22 protein-coding genes are annotated in these 25,718 nt (G+C 63.9%); 13 read left to right on the plus strand and 9 right to left on the minus strand.

Annotated features, from left to right (window positions below; genetic code table 11):
* The first annotated feature begins 1 nt into the window (after position 1).
* From mshL to FH061_RS14410, 3 genes are read left to right on the plus strand one after another with little or no spacing between them, the layout of a single operon-like run.
* Positions 2-1,741, plus strand: coding sequence for a pilus (MSHA type) biogenesis protein MshL (gene mshL, locus FH061_RS14400; RefSeq protein ID WP_225984673.1), 1,740 nt, complete (start codon positions 2-4; stop codon positions 1,739-1,741).
* A 37-nt stretch (positions 1,742-1,778) separates the two neighbouring features.
* On the plus strand, positions 1,779-2,681 hold the full coding sequence (locus tag FH061_RS14405) for an ExeA family protein (protein WP_151636532.1): 903 nt from the start codon (positions 1,779-1,781) through the stop codon (positions 2,679-2,681).
* Positions 2,678-3,910: a tetratricopeptide repeat protein gene (locus FH061_RS14410; RefSeq protein ID WP_151636533.1), complete on the plus strand. Its 1,233-nt coding sequence runs from the start codon at positions 2,678-2,680 to the stop codon at positions 3,908-3,910. The genes FH061_RS14405 and FH061_RS14410 overlap by 4 nt, the downstream gene beginning before the upstream one ends.
* A gap of 173 nt (positions 3,911-4,083) precedes the next feature.
* On the opposite strand, the gene galU is transcribed toward FH061_RS14410, so the two are convergent.
* Positions 4,084-4,965: a UTP--glucose-1-phosphate uridylyltransferase GalU gene (gene galU / locus FH061_RS14415; protein ID WP_151636534.1), complete on the minus strand. Its 882-nt coding sequence runs from the start codon at positions 4,963-4,965 to the stop codon at positions 4,084-4,086.
* A 510-nt stretch (positions 4,966-5,475) separates the two neighbouring features.
* Between galU and FH061_RS14420 the strand changes: the two genes are divergently transcribed.
* From FH061_RS14420 to FH061_RS14430, 3 genes are read left to right on the plus strand one after another with little or no spacing between them, the layout of a single operon-like run.
* A complete protein-coding gene (locus tag FH061_RS14420; protein ID WP_151636535.1) occupies positions 5,476-7,500 on the plus strand; it encodes a TonB-dependent receptor plug domain-containing protein in 2,025 nt (674 codons plus the stop codon).
* A 23-nt stretch (positions 7,501-7,523) separates the two neighbouring features.
* Positions 7,524-8,027 (plus strand): YfiR family protein, encoded by a 504-nt coding sequence (locus FH061_RS14425; protein WP_192805071.1) that lies wholly within the window; start codon positions 7,524-7,526, stop codon positions 8,025-8,027.
* Positions 8,024-9,937 carry a putative bifunctional diguanylate cyclase/phosphodiesterase gene (locus FH061_RS14430; protein WP_151636537.1) on the plus strand — a complete coding sequence of 638 codons (1,914 nt, stop codon included), beginning with the start codon at positions 8,024-8,026 and terminating at the stop codon, positions 9,935-9,937. Before FH061_RS14425 ends, FH061_RS14430 begins: the two co-directional genes overlap by 4 nt.
* Before the next feature lie 30 nt (positions 9,938-9,967).
* On the opposite strand, the gene FH061_RS14435 is transcribed toward FH061_RS14430, so the two are convergent.
* From FH061_RS14435 to FH061_RS14465, 7 genes are all read right to left on the minus strand, one after another.
* A complete protein-coding gene (locus FH061_RS14435; RefSeq protein WP_151636538.1) occupies positions 9,968-11,287 on the minus strand; it encodes a TolC family outer membrane protein in 1,320 nt (439 codons plus the stop codon).
* Positions 11,288-11,481: 194 nt separating this feature from the next.
* The gene (locus tag FH061_RS14440; protein ID WP_151636539.1) at positions 11,482-11,805 is read right to left on the minus strand and encodes a rhodanese-like domain-containing protein; all 324 of its coding nucleotides are present in this window, start codon (positions 11,803-11,805) and stop codon (positions 11,482-11,484) included.
* Positions 11,806-11,842: 37 nt separating this feature from the next.
* On the minus strand, positions 11,843-12,493 hold the full coding sequence (locus FH061_RS14445) for a protein-L-isoaspartate O-methyltransferase family protein (RefSeq protein ID WP_151636540.1): 651 nt from the start codon (positions 12,491-12,493) through the stop codon (positions 11,843-11,845).
* A 49-nt stretch (positions 12,494-12,542) separates the two neighbouring features.
* Positions 12,543-15,764: an efflux RND transporter permease subunit gene (locus tag FH061_RS14450; protein ID WP_151636541.1), complete on the minus strand. Its 3,222-nt coding sequence runs from the start codon at positions 15,762-15,764 to the stop codon at positions 12,543-12,545.
* Between the two features lie 70 nt (positions 15,765-15,834).
* On the minus strand, positions 15,835-17,025 hold the full coding sequence (locus tag FH061_RS14455) for an efflux RND transporter periplasmic adaptor subunit (RefSeq protein WP_225984674.1): 1,191 nt from the start codon (positions 17,023-17,025) through the stop codon (positions 15,835-15,837).
* A gap of 10 nt (positions 17,026-17,035) precedes the next feature.
* Complete coding sequence (locus FH061_RS14460; RefSeq protein WP_151636542.1) at positions 17,036-17,692, minus strand: TetR/AcrR family transcriptional regulator; 657 nt, start codon at positions 17,690-17,692, stop codon at positions 17,036-17,038.
* Positions 17,693-17,864: 172 nt separating this feature from the next.
* Positions 17,865-18,125 (minus strand): hypothetical protein, encoded by a 261-nt coding sequence (locus tag FH061_RS14465; protein WP_192805085.1) that lies wholly within the window; start codon positions 18,123-18,125, stop codon positions 17,865-17,867.
* On the opposite strand from FH061_RS14465, the gene FH061_RS14470 reads away from it, so the two are divergent.
* The 4 genes from FH061_RS14470 (at position 18,049) to recQ (ending at position 21,724) form a co-directional block, all read left to right on the plus strand.
* Entirely contained in the window at positions 18,049-18,318 is a 270-nt protein-coding gene (locus FH061_RS14470; protein ID WP_151636544.1) for a YkgJ family cysteine cluster protein, read from the plus strand. The two genes, FH061_RS14465 and FH061_RS14470, sit on opposite strands and share 77 nt — an antisense overlap.
* A gap of 17 nt (positions 18,319-18,335) precedes the next feature.
* Entirely contained in the window at positions 18,336-18,905 is a 570-nt protein-coding gene (locus FH061_RS14475; RefSeq protein WP_192805072.1) for a DUF1439 domain-containing protein, read from the plus strand.
* 86 nt (positions 18,906-18,991) lie between these two features.
* The gene (locus FH061_RS14480) at positions 18,992-19,822 is read left to right on the plus strand and encodes an undecaprenyl-diphosphate phosphatase (protein WP_151636546.1); all 831 of its coding nucleotides are present in this window, start codon (positions 18,992-18,994) and stop codon (positions 19,820-19,822) included.
* A gap of 78 nt (positions 19,823-19,900) precedes the next feature.
* Positions 19,901-21,724, plus strand: a complete 1,824-nt coding sequence (recQ, locus tag FH061_RS14485; protein WP_151636547.1) for a DNA helicase RecQ — start codon at positions 19,901-19,903, stop codon at positions 21,722-21,724.
* A gap of 324 nt (positions 21,725-22,048) precedes the next feature.
* Here the strand turns inward: recQ and FH061_RS14490 are convergent, their stop codons facing one another.
* Positions 22,049-23,071, minus strand: coding sequence for an HTH-type transcriptional regulator GntR (locus FH061_RS14490; protein ID WP_151636548.1), 1,023 nt, complete (start codon positions 23,069-23,071; stop codon positions 22,049-22,051).
* Positions 23,072-23,304: 233 nt separating this feature from the next.
* On the opposite strand from FH061_RS14490, the gene FH061_RS14495 reads away from it, so the two are divergent.
* From FH061_RS14495 to FH061_RS14505, 3 genes are read left to right on the plus strand one after another with little or no spacing between them, the layout of a single operon-like run.
* A complete protein-coding gene (locus FH061_RS14495; protein WP_225984675.1) occupies positions 23,305-23,874 on the plus strand; it encodes a gluconokinase in 570 nt (189 codons plus the stop codon).
* Positions 23,871-24,419 carry a TRAP transporter small permease gene (locus FH061_RS14500; RefSeq protein ID WP_151636549.1) on the plus strand — a complete coding sequence of 183 codons (549 nt, stop codon included), beginning with the start codon at positions 23,871-23,873 and terminating at the stop codon, positions 24,417-24,419. Before FH061_RS14495 ends, FH061_RS14500 begins: the two co-directional genes overlap by 4 nt.
* Position 24,420: 1 nt before the next feature.
* The gene (locus FH061_RS14505; RefSeq protein WP_151636550.1) at positions 24,421-25,698 is read left to right on the plus strand and encodes a TRAP transporter large permease; all 1,278 of its coding nucleotides are present in this window, start codon (positions 24,421-24,423) and stop codon (positions 25,696-25,698) included.
* The last annotated feature ends 20 nt before the right edge of the window (positions 25,699-25,718 follow it).

Consider the following 25,718-nt stretch of genomic DNA (forward strand, 5'->3'; position numbering starts at 1 on the left):
AGTGCAAAAAATTACATCCGCCATCGTGATCCTGAGCCTGGCCGCATGTACGCCCGCGCCCCGGAAACACGAGACCTTTGACCTCATCAATGCCGAGCTGACGAAGGCAGCAAGGCAGGGAATCTCGCCGGCACAGCCCGATGCCGTGGCCGCCGCCCTGCTGCCGCCCATCCAGATCGAGGTTCCCAGGCCACGACAGCCGGTGGAGGAGCGCTTTGCCATCACCTTCAATCAGGTTCCGGCGGCCCAGTTCTTCATGGGGATCGTCTCCGGCACGCCATACAGCATGCTGGTCCATCCCGACGTGACGGGAAACATCTCCGTCAACCTCAAGGACGTCACGGTGTTCGAAGCCCTCGATGCGGTGCGCGAACTCTACGGTTACGACTACAAGGTGGAAGGCAACCGCATCTACGTCAAGCCGATCACCATGCAGACCAGGGTGTTCCAGGTCAATTACCTGACCGGAAGCCGCCGCGGCTCCTCGGACATTCGCGTCAATTCCGGTTCGGTCAGCGACAACACGTCCGCCGCCGGGTCGGCCGGCAATGGCGGCAACCAGGCAACGGGCAATGCGCAGCAGGCGGGCGGAGGCGTCGTCTCGACGGCGCTCAATTCGAGCAAGATCAGCACCACCTCGACCAACGACTTCTGGTCCGAACTGCGCGCCTCGCTGGAAGCGATCGTCGGCAACGGGGAAGGGCGCAGCGTGGTCATCAGCCCGCAGTCGGGCATCGTGGTCGTGCGCGCGCGCTGGGACGAGATGCGCAATGTCGCCTCGTATCTCAAGGCGGCCCAGCTGTCGATCGACCGCCAGGTCATCCTCGAGGCGAAGATCCTCGAAGTGGAACTGAACGACGGCTTCCAGTCGGGGGTCAACTGGGCTGCGTTCTCTTCCCTGAATGCGTCAAACAACAGCAGGGCGTCGCTCGGCATGGTGTCACCGGGGGCGTCGCTGTCCGCTCGGCCACTTGACGGCTTGACAGCGGCGCTCAATGGCGGGAACGCCAATGCCGTCTCAGCCCTTCCGGGCTTCAGCCTGGCAGCGCCGGCCGCAGCCGCGGGTTCTCTCTTCGGCCTCGCCTTCCAGACCAGCAATTTCGCCGCGCTGATCTCCTTCCTGGAAACGCAGGGCAACGTGCATGTGCTGTCGAGCCCGCGCATCGCGACCCTGAATAACCAGAAAGCGGTGCTGAAGGTGGGGCGCGATGAATTCTTCGTCACCAACGTCAGCACCACCACCACGGCCGTCGGCACTTCCAGCACCACCAGCCCGACCGTGACGGTGCAGCCCTTCTTCTCGGGCGTTGCGCTCGACGTGACGCCGCAGATCGATGACAGCGGCAACATCATTCTTCACATTCATCCCTCGGTAAGCAACGTCACCACGGTGGACAAGCCGCTGAACCTCGGCGCCGCCGGCAACTTCACCCTGCCCCTGGCGTCGAGCACCGTGTCGGAAACCGACAGCGTGGTGCGCGGCCAGGACGGGCAGATCGTGGCGATCGGCGGCCTGATGCGCCAGGCCAGCATATCCGACCGGTCGCAGCTGCCGGGTGCCGGCGACGCCCCCGGCGTTGGCGCGCTGTTCCGCAACACGAGGCAGACGACGCAGAAGCGCGAACTCGTGATTCTGCTCAAGCCGACGATCGTGCACAGCAACACCACCTGGGCGCAGGACGTCAATGAAAGCCAGCAGCGCGTGCAGGGCCTGCGCCCCAGAAGCGCGGCGGATCAGTAACGCAAACCAGGGCATACCGAGGCACATCGACGCAATCATGTACAACAACCATTTCGGCCTGCGCGAACTTCCCTTCGGCATTACGCCCGATACGAGTTATTTCTTTGCCTGCACCAGCTATCAGGAAGCACTCAACACGCTGATCGTCGCCACGAAGAACGGCGAAGGCTTCATCAAGATCACCGGCGAAGTCGGCGTGGGCAAGACGCTCATGTGCCGCAAGTTCATGGCGAGCCTCGACCAGAACTTCGTGACGGCCTACATCCCGAATCCCTTGCTCGAGCCGCGCGCGCTGATGCTGGCGCTGGCCGACGAGCTGGAAGTCCCGCAGGAAAAGGACGTCGACCAGCATCAGCTGCTCAAGGCCATCAATCACCGCCTGCTGGTGCTGGCGCGGGAAGGCAAGCATGTGGTCCTGTGCCTCGATGAAGCGCAGGCAATGCCGATCGACACCCTGGAAGCCCTGCGCCTGCTGACCAACCTGGAAACCGAAAAGCGCAAGCTGCTGCAGATCGTGATGTTCGGTCAGCCCGAGCTGGATCACAAGCTGCACCAGGAAGCGATTCGCCAGCTCATGCAGCGCATCACTTTTCATTACAACCTGGGGCCGCTCAGCAAGGATGACCTCGAGATCTATCTGTCCCACCGCCTGAGCGTGGCGGGATATGCCGGCAGCCGGCTGTTCGACAGGAGCGCGGTAAAAGCCCTCTACGCCGCCACGCGCGGCGTTCCCCGGCTGGTCAACATCCTGGCGCACAAGGCGCTGATGCTGACCTATGGCCAGGGAAAGCAGAAGGTCACCGCCCGGCACATCCAGTCCGCGGCTAACGATACCGGCGCCGCCAGGACGAGTCGCTTCGGCTGGATATGGGGTGCCGCCGCGGCGCTGGCCATGCTCGGCACGGGCGTCGGCATGATGGGGTGGGCGTATTTCCGATGAGTCTTATCAACCAGATGCTGCAGGAGCTGGACGCACGACGTGCCGACGGTGCGGGAACCACGGGATATGGACAGCAGGTAAGGGCGGTGGCGGAAAAACGCGGCGTCCATCCGGCCTGGTGGGTGGCGCTCGCGCTGGGCATTGCCCTGTTGTGCGTTGCCGGCTGGGCGCTGTATCGCCACCTTTACGCCCCTCCCCAGGTGGCCAGGCCGGAATTGCCTTTGAAGCTGGAAACCCGTCTTGGCACGGAGAAGCAGGCAGCTGCCGGCGCCGGGGCGGCATCGGCGGCTCCGGTCACGAATATCGGACCGACACCGGCCGCGGTCGATGGCGTCGGCGTGGCCGCGCTGCCGGCACCCGTCACGGACGCCCCCGCGGGCAAATCGCCTTCACAGCCGGTGACGCCGCCGGTAACTGCCGCGCCGCCTGTCCAGCCGCAACCGCAAACACCACCGCAACCGGAAAAGGACCCGGCCCGCAACAAGCCCGCATCCGAGCGGCGTCCTTCCCCCAGGGAGGAGGCGGCAAAGGAGGCGGCAATGCCGCCTGCCCAGACGCCATCCTCGCGCTCCAGGCCTGCGCCTTCTCCGAAATCGGAAACCCAAGGCGAAGCGGCTCCGGCGTTCGCGGGTGCGAAGCAATCGAAGGAACTCAGCCCGCAGCAACGCGCGGAAAATGAGTACAGGAAGGCGCTGACGGCGGTCGAGCAAGGCAAGATCGCCGATGGCATCAACGGCCTGGAAACCACATTGCAGCTCGACGCGCGTCACGCCGCCGCCCGCCAGTCGCTGATCGGCCTGCTGATTAATGCCAGGCGCCAGGATGAAGCGGCAGAACGCGCCCGCGAAGGACTGGCGCTCGACGAGGCGCAACCGGGGCTCGCCATGATTCTCGCGCGGCTGCGGCTGGAGAAGGGGGCGCTCCGGGCTGCCATCGAGACGCTGGAGCGGACCCTGCCTCATGCCAGGGACCGTGCCGACTACCTGGCGTTCCTGGCCGCCCTGCTGCAGCGCGACGAGCGCCACCAGCAGGCGGCGGAGTATTACATCCAGGCCCTGCAGCGCTCGCCGCAGAACGGCGTATGGTGGATGGGGCTGGGCATTTCCCTGCAGGCCGATCAGAGAACGGCGGAAGCGTCGGAGGCGTTCAGGCGCGCGAAATCAACCAACTCCCTTTCTCCGGAACTGACCGCATTCGTCAATGGCCGCCTCAGCCAGCTGCAGCGCTGACGTAACAATCCGTTATTGATTCGCTATTGATCTGCTGTCGCGCAGTCGGCTAGGCTGTGTTTGATAAGCTGCTGCGCGATCCGGATTGGCGCCTGCGGTGCTCGGCGTACCCTGCGTACGCGTGCGCTCCTCGGCACCAATCCGAACCGCTCGCAACGCTTATCAAACACAGCCTAGCCGGGTGATTTCCGGCCGTTGTCCAGCCATTGACCGAACTCTTCCCCGACTTCGCCATGCTTGCGGCCGAACTCGACCATCGCCTTGAGGTAGCCGAGCTTGGAGCCGCAATCGTAGCGCGTCCCTTCATAGCGCGCCGCCACGACGGTTTCCTCCGACAGGAGCGAGGCAATGCCGTCGGTCAGCTGGATTTCGCCGCGCCCGTCGTGCCCGATTTGTTCCAGATGATGGAAAACGCGCGGCGAAAGAATGTAGCGGCCGACGATTGCCAGCGTCGAAGGCGCGTCTTCCGGTCTCGGCTTCTCGACGATATGCGTGACTCGCTCAATGCCATCCGCCAGCGGATGTCCGCTGACAATGCCGTAGCTGCCGGTCTCGCTGCGCGCCACGTCCTGTACGCCGAGGACTGATGCCTGCTGATGCGCGTTGGAGACGTCGATCAGCTGCCGCAGGACGGGTGCCTTGCTGTCGATCAGGTCGTCCGCCAGCAAGACGGCGAAAGGTTCGTCGCCGATGACGTGCTTGGCGCATAGCACCGCATGGCCCAATCCGAGCGCCCTCGACTGGCGGATGAACACATAGCGGATATGACTTGGAAACATGTCCCGCACCAGCGCCAGCAGCTTGTCGTTGTTGCGCAGGTCGAGTTCTGCCTCGAGTTCATAGGCGGTATCGAAATGGTCCTCCACCGCGCGCTTGTTCCTGCCGGTGATGAAGACCATGTCGGTAATGCCGGACTGCATCGCTTCTTCCACGGCGAACTGGATCAGCGGCTTGTCGACGATCGGAAGCATCTCCTTCGGCGTCGCTTTTGTCGCCGGAAGGAATCGGGTGCCAAGACCGGCTACCGGAAATACCGCTTTTCGAACTTTCTGCATAAGACTTCGGCGTAGGGAATTGAGGGGAAACTTTCATCAACATCGCTGCGGAGACAGGCTCCGCAGCCGTGCCGGCTTGCGGCCCGATCCGGATGAGGGACCCCGCGGGCGGTGCTGGTTTGGCAGCCGGAGTACCGTGATAGCGCCGGGCAGCGATAGCGTAGCATAGCTTGCGAGGCGGATTGGAGCCTGTCATGCACCACACAAGAGGTCCGAAGCCGCCATCACCGCACCCTGCCACGTCGTCATGCCTTGCATCTGGCCGGTTCTGACGCCTCCCGGACGTAGCAGGACGCTGGAGCCAGCCGCCACTCGCTGCGCACGCGGTTCCCGAATGGCGCGAATTCCGCGCCGCACCATTAAAAAAATTGCTTTACATCATCGTTTTGCATGGCGCTCGGTTAGAATGGCTCCGTTGTCGTCGACAGGCCGACTTGTCTGGCTGTCTGCCAAACGATGGCAAAAGTCCCTTCCGGAAAATGCGTATCTCATTCGAGCAAGGGTCCTCCCATGCGAAGCCGTATTGTCTTTCGTCGTTTGCCTTTCCGGCAGCATCGCCATCATCATTCTCGGACGTATATTCTTGCCGCTCTCGCGCTGGTTTGCGCCAACACGCACGCCAGCGAGCCGGCATCCGATCTCGCCGCCCTGCCGATCGAGCAGCTGCTCTCCATGGAAGTGTCGAGCGCTTCAAAATTCGTGCAGAAAGTCAGCGAGGCGCCGTCGGCGGTAAGCATCATCACCGCGGCCGACATCAAGGCCTTCGGCTGGCGCACGCTGGCCGACGTGCTGCGCAGCGTGCGCGGGCTGCACGTTAACTACGATCGCAACTACGACTATCTCGGGGCGCGCGGATTCCTGCGGCCGGGCGACTACAACACCCGCTTCCTGCTGCTGGTCGACGGCAAGCGTCTCAACGACGGCGTCTACGACCAGGCTTCGGTGGGAACGGAATTCCTGGTCGACCTCGATCTCGTCGAACGCATCGAATACGTGTCCGGCCCGGGCTCTTCCATTTACGGTGCCAATGCCTTCTTCGGCGTCATCAACGTGATCACCCGCCGTGCCACCGACATTCCCGGCGCCCGCGCGGCAATCGAAGCCGGCAGCCATGGCGCCCGCAAGCTTCGCGCCAGCTACGGCATGAGTACCGGCGCGGCGGAATGGCTGCTGTCGGCGACGAGCTACCGCGAGCGCGGCACGGATCTGTATTTCCCCGAGTTCGACAATCCGGGCAGCGGCGGCGGCATTGCCCGCAGGCTCGACCATGACCGCGCCGACAGCCTCTTCATCAAGGGATCGGCCGGACCGTTCAGCCTGAGCATCGCGCACAACGAGCGCACCAAGGGCATGCCGACCGCGTCGTTCAGCCAGGCGTTCGGCGACCCGCGTTCGCATACCGTCGATACGCAAAGCATGGTGGATGCGGGTTACCGCAGCCAGCTTGCGGCGGATACCGAACTCTCGCTGCGCCTCGACTGGGGACGTTACGATTACGACGGCGATTATGCCTACGATGCCGCGCCGCTGGGGCTCAACCGCGACGGCTCGCGCTCGCGCTGGTGGGGCGGCGAGGCCAAGCTGGTCAGTACCCGCGTATCCGGCCACAAGCTCGTGCTGGGTTCCGAATACCGCCGCGACTACCGGCGCGATCAATTCAACTACGACGTCGAACCCTACGCGCTCAGGCTGGACGACCGCCGCACGGGCAACCGGCATGCGGTTTACCTGCAGGATGAAATCACCCTGCGCGACGATCTGCTGCTCAATACCGGCCTGCGCCATGACCGCACCGACACCAGCGGAAGCATCTTCAATCCGCGCATGGCGCTCATCTACAAGATGACGCCCGCCACAACCCTCAAGGCCTCCTATGGCAGGGCCTACCGCGAGCCGAATGCCTACGAGCGGTACTATGCGCTGTCCGACGAGGGCGGGCAAAGACGCAATCCCGACCTCAGGAGCGAACGCATCCGCAGCCTCGAACTGATGGCCGAGCAGCAGCTGGGCGCCGATACCCGCATCATGGCGGCCGCCTTCCGCAACAGCGTCACCGACCTGATCTCGCAGACCAGCGATCCCATCGACGGCCTGCTCACCTTCCGCAATCTCAGCCAAGCCACCGCCTATGGCGCCGAATTCGAAGTGGAGAAGGCATGGACGCGCGGCGCGCGGCTGCGCACCAGCTACAGCTGGCAGCGGGCGGTCGACCGCATGAGCGGCGCCGAGCTCGTCAATTCGCCGCGCCATCTCGGCAAGCTCAATCTGTCCGCGCCGTTCTACCGCAGCTGGCGCGCCGGGGCGGAAGTCCAGTACCTGTCTTCGCGCCGCAGCCTGCGGGGCAGGGCGCCGGCATTCTGGCTGGGCAACCTGACGGTGTCCTCGGTGCGGATCGCACCCGGCCTGGAACTGGCCGCCAGCATTTACAACCTGTTCAACCGCGGCTATTCCGATCCCGGCGCGGAAGAGCATGCGCAGGATCTGATCGCCCAGAACGGGCGCAGCTTCCGCGTCAAGCTGAGCTACGCTTTCTGATGTGCGCCATCCCGTCCCGACTGATGCAACTTCTGGCCGGATGTTTGGTGGCGGGAGGCGTGGCGGCCGCCCCGGTGCCCGAGTTCGAATTGAAGGCCGCATTCGTCTACAACTTTGCGCTGTTCACCGACTGGCCGGCGGAAACGCCGTTCGAGGCAGGCATGCTGAACTTGTGCGTTCATCCGTATAGCGCCATGCGCCCGGCGCTGAGCAGCCTCAACGACCGCATGATCAAGGGGCGGAAAATCGCGGTGCGGCAGCTTGCCTTGCCGGACGGCATACGCGGCTGCCACCTGTTTTTTGCGGATGCGGCCGACCGCGAGCGCTGGCCCCAGATCCGCAAGGCGCTCGGCAATGCGCCGGTGCTTACCATTTCGGATGACATGGAAATCGGTCATGACGGCAGCATTGTCAGCCTGTCCAGCGAAGGAAGCCGGATCGTGTTCGATATCGATCTGCGTGCCGCGCGCAATGCCCGCCTGGTGCTGAGCTCGAAATTATTGCGCCTGGCGCGGAGCGTGCAATGAGTATGCAGCCATCCGACAATTTCAAGCCCTTGCGCCTCGGCCGCTGGATGGAAATCGCCAACCTGGCGACGGCTGGCGCCGCGCTGCTGGTCGCCAGCATGCTGCTGATCCTTTTCCAGTTCCTGTCGCTGCGCAGCGCACTCATTGACGACGTCAGCGTGCAGGCCCGCATCATCAGCGAGAGCAGCGCCGCGGCCGTGCTGTTCCGCGATGGCGATGCCGGCCGCGAAACGCTGGCCGTGCTGTCGGCTTCCCCCAGCGTGGAAGCCGCCGGCATCTACGGCCTGAAAGGGGAACTGCTGGCCTCGTTCCGCCGCGACGGCTTCGCGCCCATCGAGGAGCCTTCGCCGGATCTGATCGAGGAAGGGCATTATTTCGGCGTCCGCCACCTGCGGCTGGTGCGGCCGGTGCAGGCCGACCGGCAGCGCATCGGCCTGGTGGCGATACGCGCAAGCACCTCGTCGCTCTATGCGCGCACGGCCGCTTATGCCGGCATGATGCTGCTGATTGCCGTCGGTTCGCTGGGGATCGCCTATCTGCTGGTGGCGCGCATGCGCAGGGTGGTCAAGCGCACCGAGGCGCATCTGGACTATCTGGCGCACGTCGATCCCGTCACCGGCCTGCCCAACAGGCATACCTTCAATGAACGCCTGGCGGAAACGCTCGGCAAGGTCGGGCGCGACGGCGGCGGCGCCGGACTGCTGCTGCTCGACCTCGACAATTTCAAGATCGTCAACGATACGCTCGGCCATCACTGCGGCGACCTGCTGCTCAAGCTGGTGGCGCGGCGGCTGATGGAATGCATGCGCAGCGATGACATCGTCTGCCGCACCGGCGGCGATGAATTCGCCATCATTCTCCATGCCTCCGCCGTCGAAGGCACCATGGTGGCGCAGCGGATACTCTCGGCCCTGGGCGCGCCCTTCGATCTCGAAGGACAGGAAATCTATGTCACGGCCAGCATCGGCATCAGCTGCTGCCCGCAGGATGGCGCCGATATCGAGACGCTCACCCGCAATGCCGATGCCGCGATGTATCAGGCCAAGGGAAAAGGCAAGAATGCCTTCGAGAAATTCCATCCCGAGCTAGACCGCCGCGTGCGCAACCGGCTCTCGCTGGAAACCAGCCTGCGCAAGGCGCTCGAGCGCAACGAGTTTGAACTGTACTACCAGCCGCAGCTAAGCCTCGCGGACGGCCGCGTGACAGGTGTCGAGGCCCTGCTGCGCTGGAATCACCCGGAACAGGGAATGATCAGCCCGAACGATTTCATTCCGATCGCCGAAGACAGCGGATTGATCGTGCCCATCGGCCGCTGGGTGCTGCGCAATGCCTGCCTGCAGGCGGCCGCATGGCGCGACCAGGGACTGCCGCCGCTGACCATGTCGGTCAACCTGTCGGCGCGCCAGACCCGCGACCCGCACCTGATGCATGACATCGTCGAAGCGCTGCGCGAGGCCGGCCTCGCACCTTCGCGGCTGGAGCTGGAAATCACCGAAAGCGTGCTGATGGATAACGTGCACGACAATGTCGAGCTGCTGCACAGGCTGCAGACCGAAGGCATGCGCCTGGCCATCGACGACTTCGGCACCGGCTATTCCTCGATGGCCTACCTGAAGCGCTTTCCCATCGATCAGCTCAAGATCGATCGCACTTTCGTGCGCGACATACCCGGCGACGGCGATGACGAGGCGATCACCAGCGCGATCATCGCGATGGCGCACCGGCTGGGATTGTCGGTCGTGGCGGAGGGTGTGGAAACCGTGCAGCAGCTGGAATTCCTGCGCGGCGCCGGCTGCGACATCGTGCAGGGCTATTATTTCGCGGAGCCGCGTCCGGCGGAGAAGATCAGGTCGCTGCTGCAGAACCACGCGGCAGTGGCGGCGCCGCCGGTGCCGGCGCCGGCCGCCTGAGCGAACCGCCACGCCGATGCAAGAACTTGATCAGTGCTGCAGCAGGCCGTTCACCTGCAGCAGGTCTTCTTCCTTGAGAATGCCGGCCGCCGATTTCAGGCGCAGGCTGTTGACGATCGCGTCGTAGCGGGCACGCGCCAGATCGCGGCGCGTCGAGTACAGCTGCTGCTGCGCATTGAGCACGTCGATATTGATGCGTACGCCGACCTGGTAGCCGAGGCGGTTGGATTCCAGCGCCGACTGGCTCGAGACTTCCGCCGCTTCCAGCGCACGCACCTGCGCCAGCCCGGAATTGACGCCGAGGAAAGCCTGGCGGGCGCCCTGTGCGGCGACGCGGCGGGCATTCTCCAGGTCGGAGCGGGTGCGATCTTCCAGCGCAATCGTTTCGCGTACCCGGCTGTCCACCGCGAAACCGGAGAACAGCGGGATATTCCACTGCACGCCGATCGCATTGCTGTCGGACACGGTGCCGGTGGTGGAGGTGACGCTGCCGGTCTGGTTGCTGTGGCTGCGGCTGGCGACCAGGTCTACCGTCGGATAATGGCCGGCGCGGCTGCGCCTGATCTCGCGGCGCGCAATTTCCAGCGCCAGCTGCTGGCCCACGACGCTGAAATTCTGCTGTTCCGCGCTTCGCACCCAGGTGTCGAGATTGGCCGGTTCCGGCGCGCCGATTTGCACGCCGGAGCGCAGCGTGGCCAGTTCCCCGCTCGGCTTGCCGATGATCTGCTGCAGCGCGCTGCGCTTGATCTCCAGGTCGTTCTGCGCGGCGAATTCCTGGGCGATCACCAGGTCGTAGCGCGCCTGCGCCTCATGGGTGTCGGTGATGGTGGAAGTGCCGACCTCGAAATTGCGCTTGGCCGAAGCCAGCTGCTCGGTAATCGCGGTCTTCTGGGCCTGCACCGAGGCCAGCGCATCCTGCGAGGCCAGCACATCGAAATAGGCTTGCGAGACGCGCACGATCAGGTCCTGCTGCGCCTGGGCGAAGGCCGCCTCGCTGGCCGCGACCGACAGCTTGCCCTGCTGGTACTGCTCCCAGTTGGCCACGCGGAACAGCGGCTGCGACAGCGACACCGAATAGCCCCGGGCGGTGAAGTTCCTGCCGATTTCCGCGCCGGCGGCGCTGATGTCGGCATTGGTGCGGTTGACGTTGCCGCCGACGCCGATCTGCGGCAGCAGTCCGGCGCGGCCCTGTACCTCGCGTTCCTGGCCCGCGGCCAGCGTGGCGCGGGCGCTAGCGTAGACGGCATCGTTCGCCAGCGCTTCCCGGTAGACCTGCAGCAGATCGATGGCATGCGCATTGAGCGACAGGAAACTGCCGGCAAGCAGGGTGGCGAGTACGGTCTTCCGCATTACGTGTTCTCCCGGGGAGTCAGTGAAACGATGATTAGAGTGTTTTCGGCTTGACTGGAATAGGCGAGGCCGAGAAGATGTGCGCGCAGGACAAGGCGTGGTGACGCGACATGGCGGGGCCATGGCAAGGAGACACAACGCAGTACTGTGGGCAAATGTTCCGGCATCGTCAGTACAGTCATACCGAAAATGCTCTAGTACGTGGGCATGGCATTGTCGACCTGCAGCGCCCAGGCATGGACGCCGCCGGTCAGGTTGATCACCTGCGAAAACCCGTTGCGTTCGAGGAACGCGGCCACCGACATGCTGCGCGCGCCATGGTGGCAGATGCAGACGATGGGGGTGTCGTCATCGAGCTCCTGCATGCGCGCGGGAATCGAGTTCATCGGGATGGGCACCGAGCCCTCGATGTGGCAGGTCTGGAATTCCCAGGGTTCGCGCACGTCGAGCAGCACCGGCTTGGCGCGCGAGGCATCGGCGAGCCAGGCGGCCAGTTCGGGGGCGGTCAGTGTTTGCATGGCATTGATCTCGGTTGATCCGGATGGAGTCCGGATGTCAGAAAGTGAAAGCCGGCGGCAGGATGGCTTCGCGCAGCTGCTTGACGTTGGTCTCGAAGACCTTGACGGTGTCCCAGGCGCTGTCGGACGTGCGGGTGATGACTTGCGCCGTCATGACCGGGGGCACGCCGACGATGGAGAACAGGCGGCCGCCGACCTTGAGCTGCTGCAGGAATTTTTCCGGCAGCACCGGCAGCGAGCCGGAGATCACGATCACGTCGTACTGCGCATCGCCCCAGCCCTGGGCGCCGTTGCCCTGGACCACGTCGACATTGGTCACGCCGTAGGCCGACAGGTTCTTTTCCGCCATGGCCTTGAGCTCGGGATTGATTTCAACGGTGGTCACGTGGCGCGCCTTGTGCGCCAGCAGCGCGGCCATGTAGCCGCTGCCGGCGCCGATTTCCAGCACGCTCTCGTGTTTCCTGACCTTCAGTTCCTCCATGATGCGCGCTTCCATCTTCGGCGCGAACATCGATTCGCCGCCCGGCAGCGGGATTTCGGAATCGACGAAGGCCAGGCTCTTGTGGGCTTCGGGCACGAATGCCTCGCGCTTGACCACCACCAGCATGTCGAGGACGTCCGGGGACAGCACATCCCAGGGACGGATTTGCTGTTCGATCATGTTGAAACGGGCTTTTTCGATATTCATGTCAGGACCAGAGACTCAGAAAGGGGTTGGAAACAAACTCGCTATTTTATCAAACGGCATCGCTGTTTTTGCTTTGAAGCACCGGCGTTGCGGGCTTTCCCTGATGCACGTCAGCCGTATCGCCATGCCATTTGCGCCTTGCCCATGTCGCGAAATCGTCAAGATAGGTATAGATCACCGGCACCACCACCAGGGTCAGCAATGACGAAGTGATAATGCCGCCGATGACCGCCTGGCCCATCGGCGCGCGCTGCTCGGAACCCTCGCCCATGCCGAAGGCCAGCGGCACCATGCCGAACACCATCGCCAGCGTGGTCATCAGGATCGGGCGCAGGCGCACGTGCGCGGCTTCGAGCAGGGCGGAGGTGCGGTCGGCGCCGGCCTTGCGCGCCTGGTTGGCGAAGTCGACCAGCAGGATCGCATTCTTGGTCACCAGCCCCATCAGCATGATGAAGCCGATGATGGAAAACATGTTCAGCGTCGAGCGGAAAACCATCAGCGCCAGGAACACGCCGATCAGCGTCATCGGCAATGCCGACATGATGGCCACCGGCTGCAGGAAGCTGGCGAACTGCGAGGCCAGGATCATGTAGATGAAGATAATGGCCAGCAACAGCGCCGACAGCGCATAGCCGAACGACTCCTGCATGCTCTTGGTCGAGCCGCCCATCTGATAGCGGTAGCCCGGCTGCCAGTTCATGGCGTCGAGCACGCGGCGCACTTCCGCGCTCACTTCGCCCGGCGAGCGCCCGACCACGTTGGCCGACAGTTCGACTTCGCGGTTCAGGTCGCGCCGGTTGATCTGGTTGGCCCCGGTCGACGGCATGATGGTTGCCACCTGGCGCAGCGGCACCATCTTCGGCGTGCCGTCGGCGTTGGTCTGGGAGCTGGCCAGCATCAGGCGCGAGAGGTCGTCGGCATTGTCGCGGTCGGACGGGGCGAGACGCACCTTGACGTTGTAATTCTCGTCATCCGGCGCGCGCCAGGTGGTGGTCTCGTCGCCCGCCAGCAGGGGCCGCAGCGCATTGCCGATCTGCGCCACGCCGACGCCGAGGTCGGCGCCGATGTCGCGCTTGGGTTCGACCGAGATGGTCGGCTTTTCCGCCTTCAAACTGGAATCGATATCGACCACGCCGGGAATGGCGCGGATCTTGGCCATCGCCTCGTCGGTGAGCCGCGCCAGCTGCTTGAGGTCGGTGCCCTGCAGGCTCAGGCGCAGCTGCTTGTTGTCGCCGCCCACGCCGTCGAGCGAGCCGACATGCGTAATGGTGACGCCGGCCACCTGCAGCAGGCGCTGGCGCATCGGATCGGCCAGCTGGCGGGTGCTGCGCTCGCGCTCGCCGCGCGGCGCCAGCCGGATGAAGGTGGTCGCGTAATTCCTGCCCTGCGCCGAGCCGGTGTTGACGGTGGTGTAGAAGTCGCGCACTTCCGGGAATTCGCGCAGCACGCCTTCGACCTGGCGCGTTTTCGACTCGGTGAATTCCAGCGAGGAGCCGACCGGGGTGTAATAGGTCACGCCCATTTCCGAGTAATCGCCCTGCGGCACGAACTCGGTGCCGATCAGGCCGGAAGCCGGAATCGCCAGGCCGGCGAAGAAGGTGGCGACGGCGATCAGCAGCGTCGCCATCCGGCGCCTGAGCGACCAGGCGAGCAGGTTCTGGTAGGTGCGCGACATCCACTGCACCAGCCGGTCGAACCAGGCCAGCACGCGGCCGATGGTGCGGCCGTACAGGCTCTTGTCATCCTGCATGCCATGCACCGCCGGATCCTTCCAGACCGAGGACAGCATCGGGTCCAGCGTGAAGGACACGAACATCGAGATCAGCACCGCCGCCACGACGGTGATGCCGAACTGGTGGAAGAAGCGGCCGATGATGCCGCCCATGAAGCCGACCGGCAGGAACACCGCGACAATGGAAAAGGTGGTGGCCAGCACCGCCAGGCCGATCTCCGCGGTGCCTTGCAGCGAGGCGGTGCGATGGTCCTTGAAGCGGCCGTTCACCTTCATGCCGGCATGGCGCACGATGTTTTCCCGCACCACGATCGCATCGTCGATCAAGAGGCCCACGCACAGCGACAGCGCCATCAGCGTGATCATGTTGATGGTGAAGCCGAAGATGTACATGAACAGGAAGGTGCCGATGATGGCCACCGGCAGGGTGAGGCCGGTGATCACGGTCGAGCGCCAGGAATTGAGGAACAGGAAGACGATGAGAATGGTCAGCGCCGCGCCTTCGATCATGGTGCGGCGCACGTTGTCGACGCCGGTGCGGATCTGGCGCGAACTGTCCTTGATCATTTCAATCTTCACGCCGGGGTAGAGCGCCTGCAGGCGCGGCTCCAGGTCGCGGATCGCTTCCTTCATGCCGTCGGCGACGTCGATGGTGTTCTGGCCCTGGGCCTTCAGGATCGACACCGCCAGCGTGCGCTTGCCGTTGTAGAGCGCCAGGCTTTCCTGTTCTTCCTGGCCGTCGACCACGGTGGCGATCTGCGACAGCGTGACCGGCTGGCCGCCGCGCCGGGCGACGATGATGCGGTTGAAGTCCTGCGGATTCTTCACCTTGCCCTGGATCTGCACCACCTTTTCGTCGGCGGCCGAGCGGATGGCGCCGGTCGGCAGCTCCTGGTTCTCGTTGCGCAACGCGTTCATCACCTGGTCGATGCCGATGCCCAGCGCTTCCATCTCGCCGGGACGCACATAGATCTGGATCTCGCGCTTGACGCCGCCCACCAGCGTGACCGAGCCGACGCCGCGCACATTCTCGAGCCGCTTCTTGACCACTTGGTCGGCGATGGTGGTGAGTTCGCGCATGTCGCGCTGGCGCACCGCAGGATCGCTGGTGACCGCGATCGACATGATGGGCTGGTCGGCCGGATCGAAGCGCATCACGCGCGGCTCCTTGACCTCGCGCCGGAACAGCGTCTTCACCAACGCAACCTTCTCGCGCACGTCCTGCGCCGCCTGCGCCGGATCGATGGTCAGGTCGAACTCGATGATGACCACCGAGCTGCCTTCATAGGAGCGGGAATACAGGTTCTTGATGCCGTTGATGGTGTTGACGGTTTCCTCGACCTTGCGGGTGATGTCGGATTCCACCGTCTCCGGCGAGGCACCCGGATACTCGGTCTGCACCACGACCACGGGAAAGGTAATGTCGGGGAACTGGTCGACCCGCAGGCGTTGGTAGGAAAACAGCCCGAGCACGACCAGCACCATCATCATCATGGTGGCGAGAACCGGATTGCCGATGCTTATGCGGGTGAACCACATGGTGTTTGCCTTTGTTCAGCGCGGTGCTTGCGCCGCCGCGCCGGGTAGTTGTTCGGTTGCCCTTGCGTCGTTACTGGGTCGTCGTGGCCGGCAGTCCGATGGCCGGCATGCTAGCGGCCGGCTGGCTGCCGTTGCCGACGAGCCTGACCACCGTGCCGGTGCGCAGCACGCCCAGGTTGGTTCTCACGATCTGCATTCCGCTGTCGAGTCCGGCAGTAATCTCGACTGTCTCGACGCCGCCGCTGTCGCCGCTCTCGCCAATCGTCACGGTACGGCGCGTCAGCTTGCCGGCCTCGATCGCATAGACGTAGGGCTGGCCGCCGTCGCGCTGGATCGCGGTGCGCGGCACGGTCAGCACGCCGCTCTTCTTCGCCAGCACCAGCTGCGCCTCGCCGAACATGCCTACCCGCAAGGCATTGTCGGCATTGGGAATCTGCACATAGACCAGGATGGAGCGCGAGCCCGACTGCGTTGCCGGATTGATGCGGGCGACCTTGCCGGGGAAGGGCCGGGACTGGCCTTCCACTTTCACTTCCACCTCCTGGCCAAGCGCCACGCTGCCGATTTCCGATGCGGGCACCGCGGCTTCCATTTCCATCTGGCCGAGATCGACCACATCCAGCAGGCGGTTGTCGGCCGACACTTTCTCGCCCGGCTGCACCGAGCGCATGCTCACCAGGCCGGCCATCGGCGACTTGATCACCGTGTCGGCCAGCGCCTTCTGCGCCACATCGAGCGCGCCGCGCGCCGACTCCACATTGGCGCGGGCGATGTCGTACTGGCTGGCGGCGTTGTCGAAGGCATTGCGGGAAATGAAGCCCTTGTCGAGCAGTGCGCGGTTGTTGTCGCGCGCCTTGGTGGCAATCTCCAGCTGGCCGCGCGCAGCCGCCAGCGCGCCCTGCGCCTGGCCGACGCGCGCCTGGTAGTCGCTGGCATCCATGCGCACCAGCACCTGGCCGGCCTTCACCGCTTCGCCTTCGCGCACCAGCACCTCGCGCACGTCGCCCGGCACGCGCGCCTTGACGCTGACCTGGTTGACGGCGCGCAGCGAACCGGACAGCGGCATCAGCCGGCGCAGCTCGCCGGCCTGCACCTGCATCACATCGGTGGGCAGGAATTCCATCACGGCCGGCTGGGCTGCCGTGGCCGCCGCGGTTTGCGGCGCCTTGCTGGCGGCGGGCTTCATCAGCATGGCAGCCGCGATGCCGGCCGCCAGCAGGCAGACGGCGAGAATGATCCAGAACGAACGTCTTTTCAGCATGATGATTCCATCAGGAAGACGGCATGGCTGCAGGCTGGAGCACGCCGTGCAGGAGGAGATCGATGAAGCAGTTGAGATACTTTTCCGGCGACATCGCGGCTTCGCCGTGGCCAAGCGCGCCAAAGGAGTGCTTCCACAGCAGCAGCATGATCATCGGCGCGCACAGCACGTTCATCGCCTGCTTGACATCGATATTGCGGAACTCGCCGCGCTCGATGCCGCGCTCGAGCATGCGGGCGATCATGGCATTGCCGCGGGTGATCACCTCGTCATGATAGAACGTGGCCACTTCCGGAAAATTGCTCGATTCCGCCACCATCAGCTTGGTAATGCCGGACAGCTTGGTATTGCCCATGCGCTCCCACCAGCCATGGGCGATATGATGAAACAATTCCGCCGTCGGACCCTGGAAACTGTCCACGATCTCTTCCGCCTCGCCCAGCACCGGCACCACGTTTTCGCGCACCACCGCCTTGAACAGTTCTTCCTTGTTCGCGAAATACAGATAGAGGGTGCCTTTCGACACGCCAGCCTGGGCAGCCACATCATCGAGGCGGGTTGCCGCATAACCGCGTTCCACGAACAGATCGAGCGCAGCCGCAAGCAATTCCTGCGGACGCGCTTCCTTGCGCCGGGTCCAGCGAGGTTTTTTGAAAGGGCAATTCATGTAGGAAATAAAGAGTGCAAATAACTTACTTACGAGTCAGTAATATAAGGTCCGGTCCTGGCAGCGTCAAGGCATTTGCCGGACATTATTTATACCGGCCGGGCGGAGCGCTGCCGTCGGAGAACGCCATTGGCAAAGCTTCAGGGAACATTTGGCGACATTCAGCGGATCGTCAGCAAACCTTCAGCAGATCGACAGCAAGTTCGGGCCGATAGCCGGTAGAATCGCAGCGTCTTCCAATGCATGCCGCCGCAGCGATCAATGTCAATACTGCAAAACCGGGAAGCAAGCCGCCCGGTATCTCATTTAAGCAATCTTCGCGACAGGCGGCTTTTGCTTCTTTCGTTTCCGATGCCATGAGCAATTTGTCCTGCAGGACAGGGTGCGGCGCCTGCTGCATCGCGCCTTCCATCTCTTCCGCGATCCCGGGCATGCCGGACGGCAAGCCCGCCGGCGTGCGTTGCATTCAGCTCGGCAAGTTGAATCAATGCATGATTTTCGGCAAACCCGAACGGCCGGCGGTGTGCGAAAGTCTGCAGGCGACGCAGGAAATGTGCGGCGAGTCGAACGAGCAGGCGATGCATTTCCTGACGCGGCTGGAATGGCTGACATCGGCGGACCGTTGAAAGGCTATGGAGGGAAAATGAAATTCCGCTTGGACCTGAAAGGCTGCCTGGGTCCATCATGCGCAGTGCTGTTCGCCCTGCTGCTGGCCTCCTGCGCCACGCTGATGGGGCCGCAGACGCGCGAGATTCCTCTGGCGAAGCTGCAGGAATCGATTTCCCAGCGCTTCCCGTTCAACAACCGCTTTCTGCAGCTGCTGGACATGCGCGTCACCAATCCGCGCGTGTCGCTGCAGCCGGAAGGCAATCGCATCCTGACCAGCATGGATATCTCGATCTCGCCGCCGCTGATCAATCGTTCCTGGAATGGCAATGTCGCCATTTCAGGGCGCCCGCAGGTGGACATGGCGCGGCACGCGGTGGTGCTGGCCGAGCCGCGTGTCGAGGGACTGAACATCAACGGCCTGGACCCGGCGTATTCCGGCCAGGCCACGCGGATCGGCAGCTTCATCGCCGAGCAGCTGCTGATGGACATGCCGCTCTACAGCTTCCGTCCCGAAGACCTGCGGTATGCGGGCACCAGTTTCATCCCGACTGGAATTGCGATGAGGCAAGATGCCGTTGTGGTAACTTTCGAGCCGGTGAAATAATCCCCGGCTTTTCGTCCGGCCCGCGCGGCGTCACTTCCCGCGGGTTTTTTATTGACCTGAACTTTTGACCCGAACACAGTTTGCTTATGGATCTTACGCTTGCGCTCAAGGCGCTCATCATGGGTATCGTCGAAGGCTTGACGGAATTCCTGCCGATTTCTTCCACCGGCCACCTGATCCTGGCCGGCAGCCTGCTGAACTTCACCGGGGACAAGGTCAAGGTATTCGAGATTGCCATCCAGGCCGGCGCGATGCTCGCGGTGTGCTGGGAGTACCGCAAGCGCATCGCCGAAGTGATCGGCGGCCTGGGCAGCAGCCCCAAGGCGCGGCGCATTGCATTGAACGTGGTCATCGGCTTCACTCCGGCGGCGGCACTGGGCTTGCTTTTCAGCAAAAGCATCACCGAGCACCTGTTCGCGCCGATACCGGTGGCCATGGCCTTCATCATCGGCGGACTGGTCATCCTCTGGGTCGAGCGCCGCAATCGCCATTCGCCATCCAATGTCCGCGTTCACTCGGTGGACGACATGACGGCGCTCGATGCGCTCAAGGTCGGCCTGGCGCAGGCATTCGCGCTGATTCCGGGCACCAGCCGTTCCGGCGCGACCATCATCGGCGGCATGATGTTCGGCCTGTCGCGCACGGCGGCCACCGAGTTCTCCTTTTTCCTTGCGATTCCGACATTGTTCGGAGCGACCATCTACTCGGTCTACAAGCAGCGCGCGCTGCTGGAAATGTCCGATCTGCCATGGTTCAGCATCGGCGCGGCCTCGGCCTTCGTGTCCGCCTTCCTGTGCGTGCGCTGGCTGTTGCGCTACATCAGCACGCATGATTTCACGATCTTCGCCTGGTACCGGATTGTGTTCGGTTTCATTGTCATTGCTTCAGCTTACGGCGGCTGGGTGGTGTGGGCATAATGACACTGCCGCGCTGCGCCGTTGCGGGACGTAGCCGCAACGGCGCAGCGCGGGGTCGGCATGCTCTAAAATAGCGGCATGTCTGAATACGCTAGCAATGACCGTGCATTGCACATCCTCGAAACGGTCTTCGGTTATCCCTCGTTCCGCGGCCAGCAGGCCGATATCGTGAATCATGTCGCCCGTGGCGGCGACGCGCTGGTGCTGATGCCCACCGGCGGCGGCAAGTCCCTCTGCTATCAGATTCCGGCGCTGATGCGCGATGGCGTTGGCGTGGTGGTGTCGCCACTGATTGCGCTGATGCAGGACCAGGTCGATGCGCTGGCCGAGGTCGGCGTCCGCGCCGCCTTCCTCAATTCCACCCAGACCTTCGAGGAAGCGATGCGCACCGAACGCATGGTGCGCAACGGCGAGCTCGACCTGATCTATGTCGCGCCGGAGCGCTTGATGACGCCGCGCTGCCTCGAATTGCTGGAGGCGTCGAAGATTGCGCTGTTTGCCATCGACGAGGCGCACTGCGTGTCGCAGTGGGGCCATGATTTCCGCCCGGAATATATCCGGCTGTCGGTATTGCACGAGCGCTTCCCCGAGGTGCCGCGCATTGCGCTCACCGCCACCGCCGATCCGCAGACCCGCGCCGAGATCGCGCACCGGCTGCAGCTCGATGACGCGCTGCAGTTCGTTTCCTCCTTCGACCGGCCCAACATCCGCTACCAGATCGTCGAAAAGACCAATGCCCGCAAGCAGGTGCTCGATTTCATCAACGAGGAGCATCCGGGCGAAGCCGGCGTGGTGTACTGCCTGTCGCGCAAGAAGGTGGAGGAAACGGCGGAGTTCCTGCAGTCGCAGGGCATCAATGCCTTGCCTTATCACGCCGGCATGGACATGCCGGTGCGCACCGCCAACCAGGCGCGCTTCCTGCGCGAGGAAGCCATCGTGATGGTGGCGACGATCGCGTTCGGCATGGGCATCGACAAGCCCGACGTGCGTTTCGTCGCCCATCTCGATCTGCCCAAGAGCATCGAGGGCTATTACCAGGAGACCGGCCGCGCCGGCCGCGACGGAGCGCCGGCCGATGCCTGGATGGCCTACGGCTTGCAGGATGTGGTGCAGCAGCGCCGCATGATCGACGAATCCGAGGCCGACGACAATTTCAAGCGGGTGCAGTCGGCCAAGCTCGATGCGATGCTCGGCCTGTGCGAAACCCTCAATTGCCGGCGCGTGCGCCTGCTCGATTACTTCGGCCAGTCATCCACGCCCTGCGGCAACTGCGACATCTGCCTCAATCCGCCGGTGTCCTTCGACGGCACGGTGCCGATGCAGAAGCTGCTGTCCACCATCTACCGCGTCGACCAGCGCTTCGGCGCGGGCCATGTGATCGATGTCCTGCGCGGCATCGATTCCGACAAGGTCAAGCAGTGGCGGCATGACAAGCTGTCCACCTTCGGCATCGGCAGCGAGGTCAGCGAAGCGGAATGGCGCGCGATCCTGCGGCAGGCGATCGCGCTCAGCCTGGTGATGGTCGATCATGATGCCTACGGCTCGCTCAAGCTCACGGACGAAGCGCGGCCCGTATTGAAAGGGGAGCGCAAGATACAGCTGCGGCAATACCAGAAACCGGTCAAGAAGCGGCGCGAAGCGGTCAGGTCGAAGGGCTATGTCGAGGCCGACCTGTCGAGCGCCGAACAGTCGGTATTCGAGAAGCTGCGCTGGTGGCGCGTCGAAACGGCACGCAAGCACAATGTGCCTGCCTACGTGATCTTCCATGACGCGACCATGCGCGAGATCGCGAAGAACCGTCCGACGTCGCTGGACGACTTGCGGCATGTGTCGGGCGTGGGGGAGAAGAAGCTGCAGACTTATGGCGAGGAAATCGTGGCGCTGATCGCGGAGCTGGAATAGGCGTTCATCGCATCTGCTGGAGAAATGCCGACCTGGGGTGCTGGCGTGCTGATGGTTCCGGATTTTTCCAATAGTGAAGAAGGGCTTCGCTGAGCTGCCTTCTTCCGCGGGCGCGGCGTAGATCCTGGGGCGCGCAACGAGGGTTGGGGATGAGGGCGGTGGCAAGGCCTCCTGAGCTTTTAACACCGCCCTCACCCCCAGCCCCTCTCCCGCTTGCAGGGGAGGGGAGCGTCTCTCTGTGCAATCCGCTCTAGTCTGCAACCTCGGCCTCGCCAGTCGAAAAAATCCATCGATCTCATGGCGCGTTATGACTCGGGATTGGTATTACGTACTCTCTCGCACCACCAGCGAAAAACCAAGATCCTTTTTCGCCGGTTCCGGTTTCTCTCCCTTCATCAGCTGCAGCAGCATGTTCGCCGCGGTGTGGCCGATTTCATAGCGCGGCGTCGCGATCGTGGTCAATGCCGGATGCACCCATGCCGCCGGCGCCAGGTCGTTGAAGCCGGCCACCGCGAGCTGCTGCGGCACGCGGATGCCGCGCCGCTGGCATTCGAACAGCACGCCGAGCGCAAGGTCGTCATTGCAGCAGAACAGCGCATCGGTCTGCGGCGCCTGCTGCAGCAGCCTGTCGAGCAGTGTCGCGCCGAGGCCGATGGAGGAGGGCGTGGGATCGAGCAGTTCGCCGACCGGGTAATTGACGCCCGCATCATGCAGCGCGGCGCGGTAGCCGGCCAGGCGTTCCATCACCCGCGGATCGAGCTGCGCGCCAAGAAAACCGATGCGCCGGTAACCGCGCTCCAGCAGGTGCCGGGTGATGGCGCGGCCGGCATCGAACTGCTCGAGGCCGACCGAATACGCGTTCGAATCCGTCAGCTCCATCATGTGCACCACCGGCACCCGGCTGCGGTTGAGCAGTTCCCGCGTGGCCGCGGTCTGGTCGAAGCCGGTGATCAGGATGCCGTCCGGCGAATGTTCGAGATAGGCGCGCAGCAGGCTTTCCTCTTCCTCCGGCGAATAGCGGGTATCGCCGATCAGGGTGCGGTAGCCGGCGCGGTTGAGCACGTCGCGCACGCCTTCCAGCAACTGGGTGAACACCGTGTTGGACAGCGAGGGAATCAGTACCGCGACGCTGTCGGAGCGGGCCCGCGCCAGTGCCCGTGCCGCGCGGTTGGGCATGTAGCCGAGTTCGGCGATCACGCTCTCGATCTGCGTGCGCAACTCTTCCGAGACGAGATGCGGCGTATTGAGCACGCGCGACACGGTAATGGCGCTGGTGCCCACACGCGCGGCGATTTCGCTGAGCGTGACACGGCCGGTCTGGGTAGGGCGGGGCTTGCGATTGGACATGAATCAAGGTTTTACCGGATTCGGTGCAAGGCTGCAAGACTCGGGAAAGATGGCGCAAAAACCGGCGTTGGCGCTTAGGCGGGCCATTCACGGCGTTAAGCTTTCTTGGCGTCAATTAGCCACTTTTGCTGCGATGCGGCATAAAAAGCGCTTTACAAAGCATGGTGAACAGATCAACAATGCGGTCGCTGTTAGCGCTAACATAGGCGTTACGACAACGAGAGTGACCGAGGATGATGGAAAAAAATCAACAACCGCAAACCCTGCGCTGGGTCGTCATGGGCGTCAGCGGCTGCGGCAAAAGCAAGGTGGGCGGCGCGCTTGCGCAGCGGCTTGGCATCGAGCATGTGGAAGGCGACTCGGATCATCCGCCCGCCAATATTGCCAAAATGGCAGCAGGCATGCCGCTTGACGACACCGACCGCCACGGCTGGCTGCTCCTGCTCCAGCGGCGCATCAATGAAGCCGCGAATGCGGGGCGCGGCCTGGTGCTGTCCTGTTCCGCACTCAAGCGCCGCTACCGCGACCTGCTGCGTGCCGGCGACCCCAACCTGTTCTTCCTGCATCTGCACGGCGACCGCGACCTCATCGCCAAACGCATGCAGGCCCGTGCCGATCACTTCATGCCGGTGACGCTGCTCGACAGCCAGTTCCGCGACCTCGAGCCGCTGCAGCCCGACGAATTCGGCCTGCGCGTCGATATCGGCAATCCGCCCGACGCCCTGATCGATCAGGCGCTGCGGCACCTGCAACAGCAACAGCAACAACACGAGCAACAGCAAACATCCGGGGAGGAGAAATGAGACGCCTTGTCCTGCGTGCGGAAAATCTCGTCGAATGGCTGATGGGCCTGGCGCTGGCCATCATGGTGGTGCTGGTGTTCGGCAACGTGGTGCTGCGCTATGCATTCAGTTCCGGCATCGCCTGGGGCGAGGAAATCTCACGACTGATGTTCGTCTGGCTGATCTTCCTCGGCGCCGTCCTCGCGCTGCGCCAGCATGCCCATCTCGGCATGGAAATGGTTCAGGCCAAGCTGCCGCCGGCGCTGCGCCGTACCTGCGCCGTCATCAGCCATCTGCTGATGCTCTACGGCCTGTGGCTGTTCCTCGACGGCAGCTGGACCCAGACCGTGATCGGACTGAACACCTACTCGACGGTGCTCGGCTATCCGACCGCGCTCATGGCCGGTTCCGGCCTGCTGTGCGCGGCATCGATGATGCTGATCGTCGGCATGAACCTGTGGCGCATCATCCGCAACGATCCGCGCGCCGTGGTCCCGGGATCGACGACCGAATCGCATGGCGCGCCACCGTCCGCCGCGCATGCGGAACTGCCGAGGGAGGTGTGACATGACGATGGGAATATTCCTTGGCGCGCTGACGCTGCTGATGAGCCTCGGTATGCCGATCGCCTTCGCCCTGCTGCTGACCGGCGTGGCGCTGATGGTGCATCTCGACTTCTTCGACGCCCAGTTGGTGGCGCAGAACATGCTGTCCGGCGCCGACAACTTCCCACTGATGGCGGTGCCGTTCTTCATTCTCGCCGGTGAACTCATGAATGCCGGCGGCATTTCGCGGCGCATCATCAATCTGGCGGTAAGCCTCGTCGGCCACATCCGCGGCGGACTCGGCTATGTGGCCATCGGCGCATCGGTGCTGCTCGCCAGCCTGTCCGGCTCGGCCATCGCCGACACGGCGGCGCTGGCCACGCTGCTGATCCCGATGATGCGCGACAACGGCTACCCGGTGCCGGAGAGCGCGGGGCTGATCGCTTCCGGCGGCATCATCGCGCCCATCATTCCGCCGTCGATGTCCTTCATCATTTTCGGCGTTGCCACCAATACCTCGATCAGCGCCTTGTTCCTCGCTGGTATCGTGCCGGGCCTGCTGATGGGCGCCGTCCTGATCGGCGTCTGGGCCACGCTGACGCCGCGCATGAATGTGAAGGCGCAGCCCGAGGCAAGCTGGGCCGAGCGCAAGCATGCGCTGGTCGACGGCATCTGGGCGCTGATGCTGCCGGTGATCATCATCGGCGGCCTGCGCGGCGGACTGTTCACCCCGACCGAAGCGGCGGTGGTGGCGGCGGTGTACTCGCTGGCGGTCAGCGTCTTCGTCTATCGCGAGGTGACGGTCCGCATCCTCGGCAAGCTGCTGGTCGAAGCGGCACGCACCACCAGCATCGTGATGTTCCTGTGCGCCGGCGCGCTGGTGTCGTCCTACATGGTCACGCTGGCCGACCTGCCGGCGCAGCTGATCGACATGCTGCAGCCGTTGATGGACGATCCGCGCCTGATGATGGCGGCAATGATGCTGCTCCTGCTGGCGGTCGGCATCGTGATGGACCTGACGCCGACCATCCTTGTCATGGCGCCGGTGATGATGCCGATCGCCGTCAAGGCCGGCATCGACGCCACCTACTTCGGCGTGATGTTCGTGCTGGTGGGTACCATCGGCCTGATCACGCCGCCGGTATGCACCGTGCTCAACGTGGTGTGCGGCGTCGCCAAGATATCGATGGAGCGGGCCACCCGCGGCGTCTGGCCATTCCTGACAGCCTACCTGGTGCTGCTCGCCCTGTTCGTCGTTTTCCCCGGCATCGTCACGGTGCCGATGACCTGGTTCCGTTAATAACACTCATTTGGAGACTT

Origin of the sequence: Noviherbaspirillum aerium (genome assembly GCF_008929045.1) — a bacterium.
GTDB classification, from domain to species: Bacteria; Pseudomonadota; Gammaproteobacteria; order Burkholderiales; family Burkholderiaceae_D; genus Noviherbaspirillum; species Noviherbaspirillum aerium.